The organism is Pseudoroseomonas ludipueritiae (assembly GCF_014490445.1).
Classification (GTDB): domain Bacteria; phylum Pseudomonadota; class Alphaproteobacteria; order Acetobacterales; family Acetobacteraceae; genus Pseudoroseomonas; species Pseudoroseomonas ludipueritiae.
This window is the reverse complement of record NZ_JACTUZ010000016.1, coordinates 38,552-55,940: the sequence shown is the minus strand read 5'-3', so window position 1 is coordinate 55,940 and position 17,389 is coordinate 38,552. Positions and strand designations below refer to the sequence as shown.

18 protein-coding genes are annotated in these 17,389 nt (G+C 70.4%); 14 read left to right on the top strand and 4 right to left on the bottom strand.

Annotated features, from left to right (window positions below; genetic code table 11):
- The first annotated feature begins 100 nt into the window (after positions 1-100).
- The 3 genes from IBL25_RS06800 (at position 101) to IBL25_RS06790 (ending at position 2,309) form a co-directional block, all read left to right on the top strand.
- Positions 101-382: a hypothetical protein gene (locus IBL25_RS06800; RefSeq protein WP_187777800.1), complete on the top strand. Its 282-nt coding sequence runs from the start codon at positions 101-103 to the stop codon at positions 380-382.
- Entirely contained in the window at positions 372-716 is a 345-nt protein-coding gene (locus IBL25_RS06795) for a hypothetical protein (protein ID WP_187777799.1), read from the top strand. The genes IBL25_RS06800 and IBL25_RS06795 overlap by 11 nt, the downstream gene beginning before the upstream one ends.
- A 396-nt stretch (positions 717-1,112) precedes the next feature.
- A complete protein-coding gene (locus IBL25_RS06790; protein ID WP_187777798.1) occupies positions 1,113-2,309 on the top strand; it encodes an amidohydrolase family protein in 1,197 nt (398 codons plus the stop codon).
- A gap of 307 nt (positions 2,310-2,616) precedes the next feature.
- On the opposite strand, the gene IBL25_RS06785 is transcribed toward IBL25_RS06790, so the two are convergent.
- Positions 2,617-3,084: a MarR family winged helix-turn-helix transcriptional regulator gene (locus tag IBL25_RS06785; RefSeq protein WP_187777797.1), complete on the bottom strand. Its 468-nt coding sequence runs from the start codon at positions 3,082-3,084 to the stop codon at positions 2,617-2,619.
- A gap of 121 nt (positions 3,085-3,205) precedes the next feature.
- Between IBL25_RS06785 and IBL25_RS06780 the strand changes: the two genes are divergently transcribed.
- From IBL25_RS06780 to IBL25_RS06765, 4 genes are read left to right on the top strand one after another with little or no spacing between them, the layout of a single operon-like run.
- Positions 3,206-4,333, top strand: a complete 1,128-nt coding sequence (locus IBL25_RS06780; RefSeq protein WP_187777796.1) for an ATP-grasp domain-containing protein — start codon at positions 3,206-3,208, stop codon at positions 4,331-4,333.
- Positions 4,330-5,199 (top strand): CoA-binding protein, encoded by an 870-nt coding sequence (locus IBL25_RS06775; protein ID WP_187777795.1) that lies wholly within the window; start codon positions 4,330-4,332, stop codon positions 5,197-5,199. The genes IBL25_RS06780 and IBL25_RS06775 overlap by 4 nt, the downstream gene beginning before the upstream one ends.
- On the top strand, positions 5,196-6,119 hold the full coding sequence (locus tag IBL25_RS06770) for a hydroxymethylglutaryl-CoA lyase (RefSeq protein WP_187777794.1): 924 nt from the start codon (positions 5,196-5,198) through the stop codon (positions 6,117-6,119). The genes IBL25_RS06775 and IBL25_RS06770 overlap by 4 nt, the downstream gene beginning before the upstream one ends.
- Positions 6,116-6,925, top strand: coding sequence for an enoyl-CoA hydratase/isomerase family protein (locus IBL25_RS06765; RefSeq protein ID WP_187777793.1), 810 nt, complete (start codon positions 6,116-6,118; stop codon positions 6,923-6,925). The genes IBL25_RS06770 and IBL25_RS06765 overlap by 4 nt, the downstream gene beginning before the upstream one ends.
- Here IBL25_RS06765 and IBL25_RS06760 read toward each other — a convergent pair.
- Positions 6,912-7,880: a Bug family tripartite tricarboxylate transporter substrate binding protein gene (locus tag IBL25_RS06760; protein ID WP_187777792.1), complete on the bottom strand. Its 969-nt coding sequence runs from the start codon at positions 7,878-7,880 to the stop codon at positions 6,912-6,914. The genes IBL25_RS06765 and IBL25_RS06760 overlap by 14 nt on opposite strands.
- Before the next feature lie 128 nt (positions 7,881-8,008).
- On the opposite strand from IBL25_RS06760, the gene IBL25_RS06755 reads away from it, so the two are divergent.
- The 7 genes from IBL25_RS06755 (at position 8,009) to IBL25_RS06725 (ending at position 15,326) form a co-directional block, all read left to right on the top strand.
- Positions 8,009-8,986 (top strand): Bug family tripartite tricarboxylate transporter substrate binding protein, encoded by a 978-nt coding sequence (locus IBL25_RS06755; protein WP_187777791.1) that lies wholly within the window; start codon positions 8,009-8,011, stop codon positions 8,984-8,986.
- Positions 8,986-9,960, top strand: coding sequence for an NAD(P)H-dependent flavin oxidoreductase (locus IBL25_RS06750; protein WP_187777790.1), 975 nt, complete (start codon positions 8,986-8,988; stop codon positions 9,958-9,960). The genes IBL25_RS06755 and IBL25_RS06750 overlap by 1 nt, the downstream gene beginning before the upstream one ends.
- Positions 9,957-10,655 carry an enoyl-CoA hydratase/isomerase family protein gene (locus IBL25_RS06745; RefSeq protein ID WP_187777789.1) on the top strand — a complete coding sequence of 233 codons (699 nt, stop codon included), beginning with the start codon at positions 9,957-9,959 and terminating at the stop codon, positions 10,653-10,655. Before IBL25_RS06750 ends, IBL25_RS06745 begins: the two co-directional genes overlap by 4 nt.
- The gene (locus IBL25_RS06740; RefSeq protein WP_187777788.1) at positions 10,652-11,848 is read left to right on the top strand and encodes a CaiB/BaiF CoA transferase family protein; all 1,197 of its coding nucleotides are present in this window, start codon (positions 10,652-10,654) and stop codon (positions 11,846-11,848) included. Before IBL25_RS06745 ends, IBL25_RS06740 begins: the two co-directional genes overlap by 4 nt.
- The gene (locus IBL25_RS06735) at positions 11,845-12,594 is read left to right on the top strand and encodes an enoyl-CoA hydratase/isomerase family protein (protein ID WP_187777787.1); all 750 of its coding nucleotides are present in this window, start codon (positions 11,845-11,847) and stop codon (positions 12,592-12,594) included. The genes IBL25_RS06740 and IBL25_RS06735 overlap by 4 nt, the downstream gene beginning before the upstream one ends.
- A complete protein-coding gene (locus tag IBL25_RS06730; protein WP_202986703.1) occupies positions 12,591-14,210 on the top strand; it encodes an AMP-binding protein in 1,620 nt (539 codons plus the stop codon). The genes IBL25_RS06735 and IBL25_RS06730 overlap by 4 nt, the downstream gene beginning before the upstream one ends.
- 138 nt (positions 14,211-14,348) lie before the next feature.
- Positions 14,349-15,326, top strand: a complete 978-nt coding sequence (locus IBL25_RS06725; protein WP_187777786.1) for a Bug family tripartite tricarboxylate transporter substrate binding protein — start codon at positions 14,349-14,351, stop codon at positions 15,324-15,326.
- Between the two features lie 186 nt (positions 15,327-15,512).
- On the opposite strand, the gene IBL25_RS06720 is transcribed toward IBL25_RS06725, so the two are convergent.
- Together IBL25_RS06720 and IBL25_RS06715 are read right to left on the bottom strand one after the other, a co-directional pair.
- Positions 15,513-16,619: an isocitrate/isopropylmalate dehydrogenase family protein gene (locus tag IBL25_RS06720; RefSeq protein ID WP_187777785.1), complete on the bottom strand. Its 1,107-nt coding sequence runs from the start codon at positions 16,617-16,619 to the stop codon at positions 15,513-15,515.
- Positions 16,610-17,302: a GntR family transcriptional regulator gene (locus IBL25_RS06715; protein ID WP_187777784.1), complete on the bottom strand. Its 693-nt coding sequence runs from the start codon at positions 17,300-17,302 to the stop codon at positions 16,610-16,612. Before IBL25_RS06715 ends, IBL25_RS06720 begins: the two co-directional genes overlap by 10 nt.
- Between the last annotated feature and the right edge of the window lie 87 nt (positions 17,303-17,389).

Below are 17,389 nucleotides of genomic sequence, written 5' to 3'. Positions count from 1 at the left end.
TCCGCGCCGCCCTCGCCCCCTCCGACCCCGTTTCCGCAGGCCGAGACGCGCAAGAGGCCATGTGCCGGAAGGTGCAGGCAGAGTGGAAGGAGGGAAACCGGTGAGCAAGATCCCCGAGGCCCGGCGCCGCCTGGCTGAACTCAAGCAGCGTACCCGCAGCCCCGACATGGCCGCCGAGATCGAAGACATCATCGGCCTGATGATCCGCCGGCCCTATGCCCGTGGCCGCGCCCCTGACCGAAGCCGGGCAGTCGATGAGACCCTGGCCGAGCGCATCCGGCGCTACGCCCACGCCCACCCGAAGATGAGCCAGCAGGAGATCGCCGTTCACTTCGGCACCAACGCCGGGCGCGTTTCGGAGGCCCTGCACCATGACCGATGAGCCGAAGCCAGTGAGCAAGTGGATGACGCTGCCCAAGCGGCGGAAGAAAGAGGAGACCGAGTTGGAGCGCATCGCGCGCACTGGCGATCCTCTGGCCGAGTTCTACCGGGAGATGACCGGTAAGTCGGCCCGCATCCACATCCCCCTGCGAGACCCCATCGACCTACGCCGGATCGCCACCATCCTGCGGGTTTTGGCCGGTGCGCTGGAGACGCTGTCCCGCAGCAAAGAGCGGACGTTCACAGTTCTGTTTGAGGCGCGCCAAAAGATAAAGCTTGCGGACGCGCAGATAAGATCGCAACGTGCCTTGGGAACTTATACAGAAAAGCAATAGGATAGAATGCAGGAGCGCTCACTAGGTATAGTGGGCGTTTTGTCTGTTACTATAATCCTTGTTATGCGTTATTCACTCCGCCCTACCTCCAGGGCGTGTGCAGTGACTTCCATTCGGCCTGCGGGCGTGGGGCACGTCCAGCCGGTCCCTTTATCCGGGCACCGGGTTCGGCGCGCTGCTGGACAAGGCGCTGAAAACGGTCGACCCTGTGGCGCGTGAGGAATACCACCGGCAGGCGATGCGCGTTGCGATGTGAGTCCACGCCATCATTCCGCTGCATCACCAGGTGAATATCCGGGCGTCGCGGCGCGACCTGCGGGTGATCGCGCGCAATGGCGAGGAAACCTTCGCGATGTCGATGCCGCCCGCCAGCAACTGAGCCCGAGGACCCTTCGCGTGACACAGCCCCTCCTGCTGCGCAACATCCGCCCCATGGGCGGCGAAGCGACTGACCTGCTGATCAGGGGCGGCGTCATCGCCGAAGCCGGCCGGGGCCTTGATGCCCCCGATGCCGTGGTCGAGGAAGGCGGCGGGGCCCTGGCGCTGCCCGGGCTGGTGGAAGCGCATACGCATCTGGACAAGACGCTCTGGGGCATGGGCTGGCGTCCGCACCAGGCCGGGCCGGCGTTGATGGACAAGATCGAGACGGAGCGGCGGCTCAAGAAGGAATGGAACATCGACCCGGCCCGCCAGTCCGCCCGGCAGGTCGTGCAGTCCCTGCGGCATGGCACCACGCATATCCGCAGCCATGTGGATGTCGACGACGCGGTAGGCCTGGCCGGGATGGAAGGCGTGCTGGCGACACGGCAGGCCTATGCGGGCAGCATGGACATCCAGACCATCGCCTTTCCGCAGTCCGGGTTGCTGATCCGCCCTGGCGTCGCAGCCCTTCTGGAGGATGCCATGCGCATGGGGGCCGACGGCGTCGGCGGTCTGGACCCCTGCCTGATCGATCGTGACCCCAAGGGACACCTCGATGTGGTGTTCGGGCTGGCGGAGAAGTTCGGCAAGCCGGTGGACATCCACTTGCACGAGCCGGGACAGGTTGGCGCCTTCAGCATGGAGTTGATCGCCGAGCGTACCCGCGTGCTGGGCATGCAGGGGAAGGTCACGATCAGCCACGCCTTCTGCCTGGGCGATCCCGATCTGGCCATGGTGGATGGATTGCTGGACCTGCTGGCAGCCAACAACATCGCGGTCATGACCACTGGCCCGGCCAGCCGCCCGGCGCCGCCAGTGGCCAAGCTCCGGGCACGTGGCATCACGGTCTGCGCGGGGTCCGATGGCATCCGCGACACCTGGAATCCCTATGGCAACGGCGACATGTTGCAGCGGGCCATGCTGATCGGCTTGCGCAACAACTTCCGCCGGGATGACGAGGTCGAGATGGCGCTGGATGCCTGCACCTGGGGCGGCGCCGCCGTGATGGGAGCGCGGGGCTACGGTCTTGCCCCCGGCTGCATCGCCGACATCGTTCTCGTTTCCGCGGAATCGCTGGCGGAAGCCGTGGTCAGCCAGCCCCCTCGCGCGCTGGTGGTGAAGCGCGGCAAGGTGGTTGTCCGGGATGGAGAGGTTTCGGTTCGGGCGCCTTGATGATCAGGCCGAGGCCTGCTTGACCGCGCGCGGCATTCGCCTGGGCGACGGGCATCCATGCCGGCCCACAGATGTCTCCACGCCTGCGAGCCGGATACCCCTGCCCTTCACGATCCATGGTGAAGACAGCAGCTCTGTGGTCACGCCCGAACCGAGGATGGGCGTGATCCCGCTCCCTGCCCTTCGGGCGCGCCACTCCGTGCATGCCTGAATATGCGGCGAAGCACCTTGCGTCCGTCGCGGCGGCTTCAATCCGGCGGCACGAACTGCGGAAGAAGCGGGCAGCCGCAACGCCGACCGGCCCGGATCAGGCCTGTGTTCTCGCGACCTGGATCAGCTTGCCGAGCGCGCTCTCCAGGCAGGCGGCCTCGGCGTCTGTCAGCGCCGCGCGGAACGCCGCGTCGCGTTCGCTGGCCGAGCGCATGAGGCCCTGGAAGACGGTTTTGCCCGCGGGGGTCAGACTCAGCGCTAGCTCCCGCGCATCGGAGGCCGTGCCGCGCTTCACCAGGCCACGCTGCACCAGCCCGCTCACCACGCGGCTGGCCAGGCCTTTGTCCAGCCCGCTCTGACGCGCCAGGTCCTTCAGTGTCATGGGAGCGAAGTCGCCCAGCAACGCGATCGTGCGCCACTCCATGAGGCTGACATCGAACTCCCGTCGGTAGCGTGCGGCTGCGCCACGGCTCAGCGCGTTGGCAAGCTGATGGATGCGATAGGACAGCAGGTCCTTGATGGTCAGCGCAGCTTTGGCCTGGGCTGCGGTGCGGGATGCAGGCATGCGCGCATTCTAGGCGGGAAGCCCCGCTTGTCCTAGGCCGCCGCCGGCGCACGCGCAGATAGTTGACACTATCAACAAAATGACGCTAGCTGCCCCGCAACAACGGGAGGAGCCTCGGGCCATGCGGCTGACCGAGATGGACGGGAAGGCGCTGCTACGCCGGCACGGCATCGCGGTGCCGCGGGGCGTTGCGCTGGGTGCCTCGGACCCGGTGCCCATGCATCTCGGCGCGGAGGTCGTGCTGAAGGCGCAGATCCTGGAGGGCGGGCGCGGCAAGCGCGGCCTGGTGCGCCGCGCAGCCGCCGCGGATATCGCAGCCCTGCGCCAGGACATGATGGCCATCGCCGGCGAGGTGTCCTTCCTGCTGGAGGAACCTGTCCGGATCGAGCGCGAGCTTTACCTGGCGTTGCGCGTGAACGGCACCACGCAACGGATTGAATGCCTGTTCTCCGCCCATGGCGGAGTGGAGATCGAGCAGGCGGCCCCGCCATCGCGCTGGGACCTAGACCCGGAAGACCCTTTCGCCGCCGAGAAGGGCTTCGCCGCCATCGGCGCCGCCCTGCCCCCGGACCTCGCCGCGCGTGTCGCCAGGCTGGCCCTGCGCCTGGCCCGCATCCTGCGGGAGGAAGACCTGGCGTTGTTGGAGTTGAACCCGCTGGCCGTGACGCCAGCCGGGCTGGTCGCCTGCGATGCGAAGCTGGTGCGCGACGGCGCGGCCGTGGCGCGCCATGATATTCCCCTTGCCAGTGCCGGGCTGGAGGAAGCCGCCCTGACGCCGCTGGAACGGCGGGCACGCCAGCGCGGCTTCGCGCTGGTGGAGATGCCGGGCGACGTCGCCCTGGTTTCCGCCGGCGCGGGCCTCGGCATGCAGTTGCTGGACCTGCTGGCCGACCATGGCCTGCGGGCCGCCAGCTTCATGGACAACCTGCAGGACGGCCCGGCCGATACCACGGAGGCGCGGCTGGAAGCAGCCTTCGCCATCGCCGCCCGGCCGGAGGTGCGCGCCATCCTGTTCTATACGACCCTCGCGTCGCGCCCGTTGGCGGAACGGGTGGAAACCCTGCTGGCCTTCCTGGCGCGCAACCCGCCGCCCAGGCCCCTCTACCTCGGCTTCGCCGCCGCGCACGCCGCCGCGCGGGGCTTCGACGCCGAGGCGGCGCGCAGCCGGCTGAACGCCGCCGGCATCGCCGCCCTGCGCGACGACCCGCTGGAACTGGTGCGCGCCCTGGCCACGGATCTCGCCGCATGATGCCGCCTTTCCTGCACGCCTTCCCCCGCCGGGTCGTGGTGTTCAACCCCACAGGCCGCTACGCCGCCCGGCAGGTGGCCGGCATGCGGGAGGCGGGTACACCGGTGGTGGCCGGCATCGCTCTGGGCAAGGGCGGCGGCAAGTTGGACGGATTGCCGCTGTTGAACGGCCTGTCGGCCCTGGATGCCCCGGCGGATGCCGCCATCCTCTACACCCCGCCGGAAGGAACGGGCGACGCCATCCGCCAATGCGCCGCCATGGGTATCCGCACGATTGTCGCCGCCGCCGAATATGTGCCGCTGCATGACACGCTGCGCGCGGCGCAGGCGGCCCGCGCCGCCGGGTGCTGGCTGGTGGGGCCGAATACGCTGGGGCTTTGCGTGCCGGGGCAAGGGTTGCTGGGCTCCGTCGCGCCTTCCTTCTGCATGCCCGGGCGGGTGGCGCTGCTGGGCCGCAGCGGCACGCTGACCCTGACCGTGGCGCGGCTGCTGACGGCGGCGGGCATCGGCCAGCGCATCGCCATCCACCTGGGCGGCGACAGCGTCATCGGCCGCAACCCGCATGAATACCTGGCCGGGCTGGCCGAGGACCCGGGCACCGCCGCCGTGCTGTATTGCGGCGAGATCGGCGGCGACAAGGAATATGCCTTGGCCGAGGCGCTGGCGGGCTTCCCGAAGCCGCTGGTCGCGACGGTTGCCGGCCGGCATGCCCCGGCGGAGCGGCAGATGGGCCATGCCGGCGCCCTGATCGGCCATGCGCGGGAAGGCGCCGCCGCCAAGCTGGCCGCCCTGCGCGATGCCGGCGCCCATGTCGCGCTGACGCCCTATGACGCCATCGATCTGCTGAAGGATCTCCTCCCCGCATGACCGAGATGCCCGACGTCATCCTGAACGAATGCTTCGCCCGCGACGGGCTGCAGCACGAGCCCACCGTGCTGCCCGCCGCCGACAAGGCCGCCATGCTGGAGCGCATCGCGGATTGCGGCTTCCGCCGCATCGAGATCACCTCCTTCTCCCACCCGAAATACGTGCCGCAATTCGCCGATGCGGTGGAGGTGCTGGAGGCCGTGCCGCCGCGCCCGGGCGTGCTGTTCAAGGCCACCTGTCCGAACCCCGCCGCCGTGCAGCGCGCCCTGGCCACCCGCGATGCGCGGCCGCCGGAGGAGATCAGCTTTCTGGTCTCGGCCTCCGAGGGCCATACGCAGCGCAACCTCCGCCGCTCCCGCGCCGAGCAGTGGCGCAATGTGGAGGAGATGGCGGCGCTGGCCGGGGATGCCTTCACCACCGTCGGCACCATTTCCGTCGCCTTCGACTGCCCCTTCGATGGGCCGACACCGCCCGCGCGCGTGGTGGAGGATGCGCGGCGCTACCTGGCACTGGGCGTGAAGCGCATCGCGGTGGGCGACACCATCGGCAGCGCCACGCCGCCACGCGTGCGGGAACTGATGCGGCTGCTACAGGCCGAATTGCCGCGGGACGCCGTGGTCATCGCGCATTTCCATGATTCGCGTGGCACCGGCCTGGCCAACTACGTCGCGGCGCTGGAAGCGGGCATCACCTATTTCGACACGGCGCTGGGCGGCACTGGCGGGCATCCGGCCGAGATCGCCTATGGCGAGGGCTTCACCGGCAATGTCTGCACGGAGGATCTGGCGACGCTCTTCGAAGCCATGGGCCTGCGCACCGGCCTGGACATCGCGCGCCTGCGCGACACCGGCCGTGCCGCCGAAGCCCTGCTGGGCCGCCGCCTGCATGCCCGCACCACGCGCCTGGGAGAACACGCATGAGCACCGACGAACAAGCCCCGCTGCTGGTGCGGCGCGACGGCGCCGTGGTCCGCGCCATCCTGAACCGCCCGGCGCGGCGCAATGCCATGAACGCCGAACTGGTCGGGCAACTGGATGCGCTGCTGGCGGAGCTGGCCGAGGATCGCGGGGCGCGCGTGCTGGTCATCTCCGGCGCGGGCGGGCATTTCTGCGCGGGCCTCGACCTCGCGGAAGCCGGCACGCCATTGCCGCCCGAAGAGAAGCTCGCCCGGCAGTTGAGCCGGAACCGCCGCACCGCCACACGGCTGGCGACGATCGCCGCGCTGCCGCAGGTGGTGATCGCCGACGTCGAGGGCTCCGCCTTCGCCGGTGGGCTCGGCCTGGTCTGCGCGGCGGATATCGCGCTGGCCTCGGCGGAGGCGCGCTTCGCGGCACCGGAGGTCCGGCGTGGGCTGGTGCCGGCGCAGATCCTGCCCTGGCTGGCACACCGCATGGGCCGCAGCCAGGCTGGCCGGCTGGTGCTGCAGGGCGCCACCATCGGTGCGCCGCAGGCCCTGGCCACCGGGCTGGTGCATGAGGTGCTGCCGGATGCGGCGGCGCTGGCCGCCCGCACGGCCGCCGTGGTGGCGGATGTGCTGCAAGGCGCCCCTGGCGCGCTGGCGGAAACCAAGGCGCTGCTGGCCGCATTGGGCGATCCGGTCCCTGGCGATTACGCCGAGGCCGGCGCCCAGGCCTTCGCCCGCTGCGCGGCCGGCGGCGAGGCCGAGGAAGGCATCGCCGCCTTCAAGGCTAAGCGCCAGCCGGCCTGGGCATCTATTCCAGCTTGATGCCGGCGGAGGCGACCACCTCCTTCCACAAGGGCACCTCGGCCCGCATGCGGGCTTCCAGCGGCCCGGGCCCATCCAGCAGCAGCCTCGCGCCGGATGCGGCCATGCGCTCGGCCAGCGGCGTGTTCTCGCGCAGCGGCGCCATCTCGCTCGCCAGCCGCTGCACCACGCCTGGCGGCGTGCCATGCGGGCCGAACAGCCCGTACCAGATGTTGAGGCTGTAATCCGGGACTTCCTCCGCAACTGCCGGTATGTCCGGCAGCGCGGGGCTGCGCTGGGGAGAAGTGACGGCCAGCGCGCGCAGCCGCCCATCCCGCACATGCGTCATGGTTTCGATCAGCCCCGTGATCAGCATGTCGGTATCGCCGGCGTAAAGCGCGTTCACCGCCTGCGCCCCACCGCGATAGGGCACGTGCAGGATGTCGATGCCGGCGCGTACCTTCAGCAACTCCCCTGCCAGATGCGTGGTGGAACCGGCGCCGGAGGAGCCGAAGGAAAAGCGCTGCGGGTTCTTTCGCGCCTGTCGCAGGAAATCCTCCAGGCTGCGCGCCGGCCAGTCCGGCCGCACCAGGATGGCCATGGGCACATCCACGATCATGCTGACCGGCACCAGGTCACGAAACGGATCGTAGCCCGGCTCGGCCAGCAACGATGGCAGCACTGCCACGGAGGAGGTGGTGAACAGCAGCACATGCGGGTCCGCCGTCTGCACCACGTACTGGATGCCCAGCGCGCCGCCCGCGCCGGGCCGCGTCTCGACAATGACGCTCTGCCCCAAAGCGGCCGTCAATCGCTCCGCGATGAAGCGCGCCGGAACTTCCACCGGGCCGCCAGGTGCGAAGGGTATGACGAAACGCACGGTGCGGTCCGGCCAGGGCCGCGCCTGTGCCATGGTCTCCAGCGGCAGCGCCAGGGTGCCTGCCGCCGCCAGCAGCCCGCGTCGCGTGGCCACCATATCGATTTCTCCCTTCATTGTTCTGCCTTGTTTCCGGCCGGCAGAAGGCTATGCCTGATGGTTGATATTATCAACAAACAAGCCTAGGTTCTCCGGCGAAGGGGCAGCAAGCCCACGCAAGGAGGACGATGATGCTGAAGCGACGCACCCTGCTGGCGACCACGCTGGCCCTTCCGGCGGTCCGGGCCCGCGCCGCCAGTGGCTGGCTGCCGGAGCGGCCGGTGCGCATGTTCGTTCCCTTCGCGGCAGGCGGCCCAGCCGATATCTTCGGCCGCGTCTTCGCCGATGCGCTCGGCAAGGAGTTGCGCCAGCCCGTGGTGGTGGAGAACCGTGGCGGTGCCGGCGGCCTGCTGGGAACCGACGCCGTGGCCAAGTCCGCGCCGGATGGCTCGACCCTCGGCTTCACCGGCCCCGGCGCGCTATCCATCGCGCCGGCCATGCCGCAGCAGCAGATGCCTTTCGATGTCTACAAGGACCTGGCGCATCTGACGCTGGTGGTGCGCGTGCCGGAAGTGCTGGTGGTGAACGCGAAGTCCGACATCAAGGAGCTCGCCGCGCTGGTGGCGCTGGCGAAGCAGAAGCCGGGCTCGGTGAACTACGGCTCGGCCGGCGTCGGCTCCATCACGCATCTGGCCAGCGCGCTTCTGGCCTCGGAAGCGAAGATGGAGGCGCTGCACATTCCTTACCGCGGCGTCGCCCCGGCGGCCACCGACCTGCTGAGTGGCCGCTTTACCTACCTGATTGCCGACGTGCCGGCGCTGCGGCCGCATATCGAGGCGGGGGCCTTCCGCCCGCTGGCCGTCACCACCGCGCAGCGCGTGCCGAGCCTGCCGGATGTGCCGACCACGGCGGAGCTTGGCCTGCCGCGCGTCATCTCGGACAACTGGTACGGCCTGGCCCTGCCCGCCGCCACGCCGGCCCATATCCGCGAAGGCATGCGCGACGCTGCCACGCGCGCGCTGAACAGCCCGGAGCTGGCGCAGGGCTTCGCGGCGCAGGGTGGCGAGGCATCGCCACTGGCGCCGGAAGCCTATCTTGATTTCCTGCAGGCGGAGGCCGCGAAATGGGGACCGCTGGTGAAGCAGAGCGGTGCGGAATCGCTGTGATGGAATTCGGCTTTGCTTCGCGCCTGCCGGGTCTTCTCGGCATCCGCTATCCTATTGTGCAGGGCGGGATGAGCTGGGCCTCTTCCTCCGCCGCGCTGGCGCTGGCCGTGGCGCGGGCGGGCGGATTGGGAACGATCGCCGCCGGGCCGATGCGGCCTGATGCGTTGCTGGAGTCCATCCGCGCCGTGCGCGCCGGCACCGACGCGCCCTTCGCCGTCAATATCCCGCTCTATAACAAGCGCTCCGGCGAATTCCTCGATATCGCCGAGGCCGAGCGCGTGCCGGTGGTGATCGGCTCCCAGGGCGGGCCAAAGGCGCATCTGCCGCGCTTCCGGGCCTATGGCGCGAAGTGGCTGCATGTTGTCGCCTCGCCCTTGCATGCCATGAAGGCGGAGGCGGCGGGTGTGGATGGTTTGATCGTCGTGGGCGGCGAGGCTGGCGGCCACCCGGCACCGGACGAGGTTTCGGCGATGGTGATGGTGCGGGCGGTGGTGAAGGCGGTGTCGCTGCCGGTGATCGGCGCCGGCGGCGTGGCGGATGGCGAGGGCATCGCCGCCATGTTCGCCCTGGGCGCGGAAGGCGCGCAGCTCGGCACCCGCTTCCTGATGACGGAGGAAGCCACGGTGCACCCGGCCTACAAGGAAATGGTGCGCAAGGCCGCCCTGGCCGATACCACGCTGGTGGGGCGCGGCGGGCTGCCGGTGCGGCAGTTGCGCAACCGCTTCACGGATGAGGTCGATGCCGCCGAGCGTGCCGGGCATGAGAAGGAGGCGCTGGCGCTGCTCTATAACAGCCGCAGCCTGAAGCTCGCCGCGCTGGATGGCGATGTGGAATGGGGCAAGGTCGAGGCCGGGCAGACCGCCGGGCTGATCGACGACATTCCCCCCGCCGCCGTGGTGATGCGGCGGCTGGTCGAGGGTGCCGAGGCCGCCCGCCGCCGCCTCGCCGGTCTGCCCGCGCTGGCGCCGGCATGATCCGGCAGGACACGCGGGACGGCGTGCGGCTGCTGTTCCTGTCCCGGCCGCAGAAGCGCAACGCGCTGGACACGGCCACCGCACAGGGCCTGGTGGAGGCGCTGGCGGAGGCGGCGGCGGAAGAGGTGGTGCGCGCCGTGGTCCTGGCGGCGGATGGACCCGGCTTCTGCGCCGGGGCGGACCTGGGCGAGATCCGCGCCATCGCCGCCGACCCTGATGCGCGCGCCGCAAGGTCGGCGTTGAGCGAGACGGTGCTGCTGGCGCCGGGCCGCATCGGCAAGCCCGTGGTGGCGGCGGTGCATGGCGCCGCGCTGGGGGCCGGCGCCGCCCTGGCGCTGGGCTGCGACGCCATGCTGATGGCGCCGGGCGCGAAGCTGGGTTTCCCTGAGGCGCGGCATGGCATGCTGCCGGCCCTGATGGCCCCGGTGCTGCTGCGGCACCTGCCGCCGCGCGAGGTGTTCCGCCTGCTGGCCACTGGCGATGACCTGCCGGCAGACGAAGCGCAGCGGCTGGGCCTCTGCGCCAACCCGGTGCCGGAGGATGAGCTGCTGGCGGCCGCGGTCAGCCTGGCGGCCTCGCTGGCCACCTTGCCGCCGCCGCGCATGCTGGCGCTGAAGCGGCTCTGCGCCGCCGGCGCGCGCCCCTTGGAAGAAGGCTTCGCGCAGGCACGCGCGCTGCGGGAGGAATTCGCATGAAGCCCCTGGACGGCCTGGTGATCCTGGACCTGTCGCGGGTCCTGGCCTGCCCCTTCGCCACCATGCTGCTGGCCGAGATGGGCGCCGAGGTCATCAAGGTGGAGCAACCCGGCAGCGGCGACGAGACCCGCGGCTTCGAGCCTTTCGCCGAGGCGCAGGGCGGCAGCGTCAGTGGCTATTACATGGCCTGCAACCGCTCCAAATCCTCCATCACCGTCAACCTGCGGCATGAGGAAGGGCGGCGCGTGATCCGCGACCTCGCCGCGCAGGCGGATGTGCTGGTGGAGAATTTCCCTGTCGGCACATTGGGGAGGCGCGGGCTGGACTACGCCGCGCTGTCGGAGGTCAATCCGCGCCTGGTGTACCTGTCCTGCACCGGCTTCGGCCAGACCGGGCCCTATGCGAAGCGGAAGGGCTACGACACCGTCTTCCAGGCCATGGGCGGGCTGATGGGCCTGACCGGGGAGCGCGGCGGCGGGCCAGTGAAGCCGGGGCTGCCGGTGGCCGACCTGTCCTCCGGCCTCTGGGCCGCCATCGCCATCCTGGCGGCCCTGCGCGGGCGCGACCGCACCGGCAAGGGCGGCCATGTGGACCTCTCCATGTTTGACGCGCAGGTGGCGCTGCTGACCATCGCGGCGGCCCGCAACTTCGCCCTGGGCGAGGTGCCGCCGCGCCTGGGCACCGAGCATCCGGGCCGGGTACCCAGCGCCAGCTTCCGCTGCGCCGACGACCGCTACCTGCATATCACGGCCAGCGACCAGCACTGGGCGCCGCTCTGCGCCGCGCTGGGGCTGACGGAGCTGGCGGCCGATGCCGGCCTGTCCACCAATGCCGGGCGCGTGGCGCGGCGGGAGGAGGTGATGCAGGCCCTCAACGCCGCCATGGCCCGCCTGCCACGCGGGGAAGCCTTCGCGAGGCTGGACGGCGCTGGCGTGCCCGCCGGCCCCGTGCTGGCGCTGGACGAGGTATTGGCCGACGAGCACGTGCAGGCGCGCGGCATGGTGTCGCGCTTCGAGCATCCGGTGCTGGGCGAGTTCCCGGCCCTGCCCGTGCCGCTGCGCTTCGAGGGCTGGGCCAACCCGGAGGTGGGCCGCCCGCCGCTGCTGGGCGAGCATACGGAGGAGGTGCTGGCCCGGCGCCTCGGCATGGATGCGGCGCGCGTCGCCGAATTGCGGGAGATGGGAGCGCTATGACCGAAGCTGTGCTGTGGGCGAAGACGGAAGACGGCGTCGTCACCCTGACCCTGAACCGGCCGGAGGCGCGCAACGCCCTGAACACCGCCATGGCCGAGGCGCTGCTGGCCGGTGCCCGCCGCGCCGTGGCGGAGGAGGCGAAGCTGGTCCTGGTGCGCGCCCATGGCCCCGTCTTCTGCGCCGGCGCGGACCTGAAGGAGCGCAAGGGCATGGACGAGGACCAGGTCCGCGCCCGCCGCCTGAAGGGCTTCGTGGCCTATGAGGCGCTGGAGCGGCTGCCCATGCCCTCCATCGCCGTGGTGGAGGGCGCCGCCGTGGGCTCGGGCGGCGAGATCGCGGCGGCCTGCGACTTCGTCATCGCGACCCCTGCCGCCTCCTTCCGCACGCCGGAGGCGCTGTGGGGCACGGTGGGCGCGACGCAGCGCCTGCCGCGCATCATCGGCAAGCGGCTGGCCAAGGACATGATGTTCACCGGCCGCAGCCTCTCCGCCGCCGAGGCGGTGCAGGCCGGGCTGGTGTCCCGCCTGGTTGAGGTGGATGCGCTGGAGGAGACGCTGGCGGAGATCGCGCGCGTCATCGCCGCGGCACCCGCCAGCGCGCTGCGGCAGGCCAAGCGCTGCATCGACGAGGGCGTGGAGCGCGACCCGCGCGGCGCCCTGGCCACGGAACTGATGGCGATCGAGGAGAATCTGGCCGAAGGGGCCTGGCGCCGCACCATGGCCGGCTTCGGGAAGGCGGCGGAATGAGCATGGAACTGGAGGGCATCTGCCCGCTGACCACGGAAGCCGCGCTGCACCGTGCCGTGGTCATCGCGCCGGATGTGGAGGCCATTGTCGCGCCCGCCGGCCGCATCACCTATGCCGCGCTGGCGGAGGACGTGGCGGCCGTCCGCGCCGCCCTGGCCGCTGCCGGCCTGCGGCGGGGCGACCATGTCGGCCTCTGCATGGGCAACGGGCCGCGCTGGGTGGCGATCTTCCTCGCCATTGGCTCCTTGGGCGCTGTGACGGTGCCGGTGAACACGCGCTTCCAGGCGGCCGAGATGGCCTATGCCCTGAGGCAGTCCCGCGTCAGCCTGCTGATCCTGTCCGACAGGTTCCTGCGCGTGGATTTCGTTGGCATGCTGCGCGGCATCTGCCCGGGCCTGGATGCCGCCCTGCCGGATGCGGCGCTGCCGGAGCTGCGCCAGGTGGTGGTGCTGGGCCAGGAGGTCCCCGCCGCCGCGACCGCCTGGGCCGATTTCCTGGCGGCGGGGCAAGGGCGGACGGTGGCGCCGTGCTGCAGGCCGGACGACGTGCTGCTGATCCAGTACACCTCCGGCACCACCTCCTTCCCCAAGGGCGTGCTGCTGACGCATCGGAGCATGTGCGCCGATGCCTTCTTCTCCGGCGGGCGGATGGGGCTGCGCATCGCCGACCGCTTCCACAGCGCGCGCCCCTTCTTCCACGTCGCCGGCACCACCCTGTCCATCCTGTCCTGCCTGCAGCATGTGGCGACGCTGGTGACCATGGACCGCTTCGAGGCCGGCGAGGCCCTGCGGATCATGGAGGAAGAGCGTTGCACGCATTTCTCCGGCAACGACACCATGGCGCTGATGCTGCTGAACCACCCGGACCGGCCACGGCGCCGGCTGGTGCTGCGCGGCGCCTGGGCGGCGGCCTCCCCCACCATCGTGCGCCGGATCATCGACGAGCTGGGCGCGCGGGAATGCGTGGTGGGCTACGGGCTCTCCGAGGCCTCTCCCAACGTGTCGCAATCCTGCTGGTGGGAGCCGGAGGAGATCCGCGTCGAGGGACGCATGCTGCCGGAGCCGGGGGTTGAGCTGCGCATCCGCGCGCTGGATGGTGGCAGGGATTGCCCGCCGGATGCCGAGGGGGAGATCCTCGTGCGCGGCTGGAACGTCATGCAGGGCTATTTCGACAAGCCCGAGGAAACCGCGAGGACCCTGGACCCCGAGGGCTGGCTCGCCACCGGCGACCTGGGCCGCCTGGACCGGGATGGCCGCCTGCGCTTCACCGGCCGTGCCAAGGACATCGTGCGGGTGGGGGGCGAGAATGTCTCGCCCGCCGAGGTCGAGGATATTCTCAACCGTCATCCCGCCGTCCGGCAGGCCGTGGTGGTGGGGGTTCCGGACCAGCGGCTGATGGAAGTGCCCTGCGCCTTCATCATCCTGAACGAGGGCCAGCGATTGGAGGAAGAGGAGCTGATCGGCTGGAGCCGCCAGAACATGGCCGGCTTCAAGGTGCCGCGCTACGTGCGGGTGGTGGATGGGTTCGAGGAGATCGGCATGACCGCCAGTTCCAAGATCCAGAAGCGGCTGCTGGTCGAGCACGCGGTGAAGCTGCTGGGCCTCAGCCCCGCGTGACCGGCGCGACGGACGGCTGGCCGGGGAGCCGAATCGTTGCTGTGCCGCAAAATAACCGCTTGCCGCTCCAAGGAACTCACCAGTAGGTGTTGGCTTGTCGCGCCACCAGGTCAGGCGGCCGATGGGAGAAAACGAACCATGATGCACCGCCGTGTCCTCGGCGCCGCCACGCTCGGCCTGCTGTCCACTCCCCTTGCGCTGCGGGCGCAGGGCTCCGCCCCGAGCTACCCCACCAGCAATGTCACCATCGTTGTCCCCTGGGCCGCAGGCGGTTCCACGGACGCGGTTGCCCGTATCCTGGCGGAGCGTCTGAGCCGGGACACGGGCCGCGGCTTTGTTGTCGACAACCGCGCCGGCGCCAATGGCACAATCGGCTTCTCCTCGGTCGCCCGGGCGCGGCCAGACGGCTACACCGTCCTGGTCGGCACCGTCTCGACCTACGCCATGGCGCCACACCTGCTTCCCCTGCCCTACGACAACGACCGCGCTTTCGCCGGTATCGGTCTGATCGCGTCCCAGCCGATGATTCTCTGCGTGCCGAAGAACTCGCCGCACAAGACCCTGGCCGAATGGGTCGCGGCGGCGAAACGGCCCGACAACCGCATGGTCTATGCCAATTCAGGCACCGGCTCCTCCACCCATCTGGCGACAGAGCTTTTCCTCAGCGCCGCAGGTGTCACCATGACGGATGTCGGCTACCGCGCCGGCGCGCCCGCCGTGCAGGGGACGATGGCCAACGAGGCGCAGATGATCATCCAGGCCGCATCCGGCGTGCTGCCGCTGATCCAGTCCGGTGACCTCCGCGCCCTCGCGATCAGCAGCGCCGACCGCTCTTCCGTCGCGCCTGACATCCCGACCTTCAAGGAGCAGGGCTTCGATGTGGTGGTGGCGGAGCACATCGCCGTGCTCGCCCCTGCCGGCACGCCGGAGCCGATCCTGCGCCGCCTCAACGAACTCTTCGTGGCCGCCGCGACGGCGCCGGACACACGCGAGCGCCTGGCCGCTCTCGCGACCGTGCCCGAGACGATGCGGCCCGAGGAATGGAATGCCTACAACACCGCGGAGAACGCGAAGTGGCGGGAGGTGATCCGCGCCCGCAACATCCGGGTCCAGTAGTGTGAGCGGGGGAAGCGGCATCCGGTATTGAGCGGTCGCGGTGGACCGGCCCTCCGCGTCCCCTGAGTTCCGCAAGGCGCGTCTGCGATACTACCGGGCGGCCTTCGGCTCCGTCGCTTATGCGAAGCCGCCCTGCGCCCAACTGCCTCATCATCCGCCTCGTGACGAGCTTCCGGCGTTGTCACACTAGGCTTGGGCTGGCGCTCCAATACGGTCGGCCACGCGGCGCGCCACCTCTGCCGTGCCGGCGGTGCCGCCGATATCCGGCGTCCGCAGGCCTTCCGCGAAGGCGGCATCCACCGCGGCTTCCAGCTCGGCGGAGGCATCCGCCCAGCTCTGGCCCGCGCCACGCTCCCCAAGCCAGTCCAGCATCATGGCCGCGGAGAGCAGCATGGCCGTCGGATTGGCCAATCCCTTTCCGGCGATGTCGGGCGCCGTGCCGTGGCTGGGCTGGAACACCGCATGGGTGTCCCCGATATCGGCCGAGGGGGCGAAACCCATCCCGCCGATCAGCCCTGCCCCGAGGTCGGAGAGGATGTCGCCGAACATGTTCTCGGTTGGCAGCACGTCGAAATCCCAGGGGCGCCGGACCAGGTCCAGCGCCATGGCATCGATGTAGTGGTGCGCCGCCTCGACATCGGCGTGTTTCGCGGCGGTTTCGTGGAACACCTTGCGCATGAAGGCGAAGCCGGTGAACACATTGGCCTTGTCCACCAGCGTGACCCGCCCCTTGCGCCCGCGCCGCGCGGCCCGCCGGCGCGCGAGGTTGAAGGCGAAGTCCGAGAGGCGCTCCGTGGTGGCGCGGGTGATCACCATCGTGTCGCGCGCCTCGCGGTCGTCGATGATCTCGCCCCGCCCGCGCGCGGCGAAGAGCCCTTCCGTGCTCTCACGCAGGATGACCAGGTCGATCTCCGCGGCACGTGGGTCCGCCAGCGCCGTGGGCACGCCGGGCAGGGCGCGGATCGGCCTTACCCCGGCATAAAGGCCGAGGCGGAAACGGAGGTCGAGCTGCGGCGCGATCTCCGTGCCATCCGGATAGCGGATGCCCGGCCAGCCCATGGCGCCGAGCAGGATGGCATCGGCATCCCTCGCGCGCTCGAAGGTCGCCTCATCCATGGCACTGCCGGTGTCGCGATAGGCCATGGCCCCGGCGCGCAGCCTGTCGAAGCCGAGGCCCAGCCCATGCCGCCGCGCCAGCGGTTCCAGCACGGCGATGCAAGCCTCCGTCACCTCGGTGCCGATGCCGTCGCCGGGCATCAGCGCCACCCGGACCGTGTTGCTGCTCAAAGCCATGTCACGCCACTCCGTTCGATGAGGGAGACGAGTTCCACGCCGCTGCGGTGGCGGTGCCGGCGGTAGAGTTCACGGGCCCGCTCGGCCTCGCCCGCCGCGATGGCCTCCAGCACGCGGCGGTGCTCGGTGGTGCTGCGCACCGGCAGCGGGCGCTGGTTCAGGGTGAAGAGCCGCGCGCGGTGCGACTGATCCCAGACCTGCATCACCATGCCCGCGAGGCGCCGGTTGCCGCAGAGTTCGGCGAGGCCGAGATGGAACGCCTCATCCGCCGCCGCCCAGGCCGTACGGTCCTGCGCCGCCAGCGCCTGCTCCATGGCGGTGCAGGCGGTTTCCAGGCGGTCCAGCCCGCATGCTGGTTCCGGGCGGCGGGCCAGCAGCTCCGCGGCCATGGGTTCCAGGCTGGTCAGAACCTCGTAGATCTCGCGCATATCGCCGGCAGCGATGGGGAGCACCCGCATGCCGTGGCGCGGCGTGATGGCGATCAGCCCTTCCTGCTCCAGCCGCACCAGTGCCTCGCGCACCGGGGTTCGTGACAGGCCGAGCTGCACGGCCAGCTCGCTCTCCAGCCGCTGCGCGCCAGGGGGCAGGTGATTGTCCAGGATAAGGGTCTTGAGCCGGGCATGGGCGAGATCGGCGGCAGTGGGCGTGCGGTGGTCGGGCGGGGTGGCGATGTCACGAAGCAAGTTGATGCCCCCTTGGGCCGAATGGTGGATGCGCTCGAGAATCCATTTGCGTATGCATTGTTGGCGGTGACAGGATGCCGCCGTCAA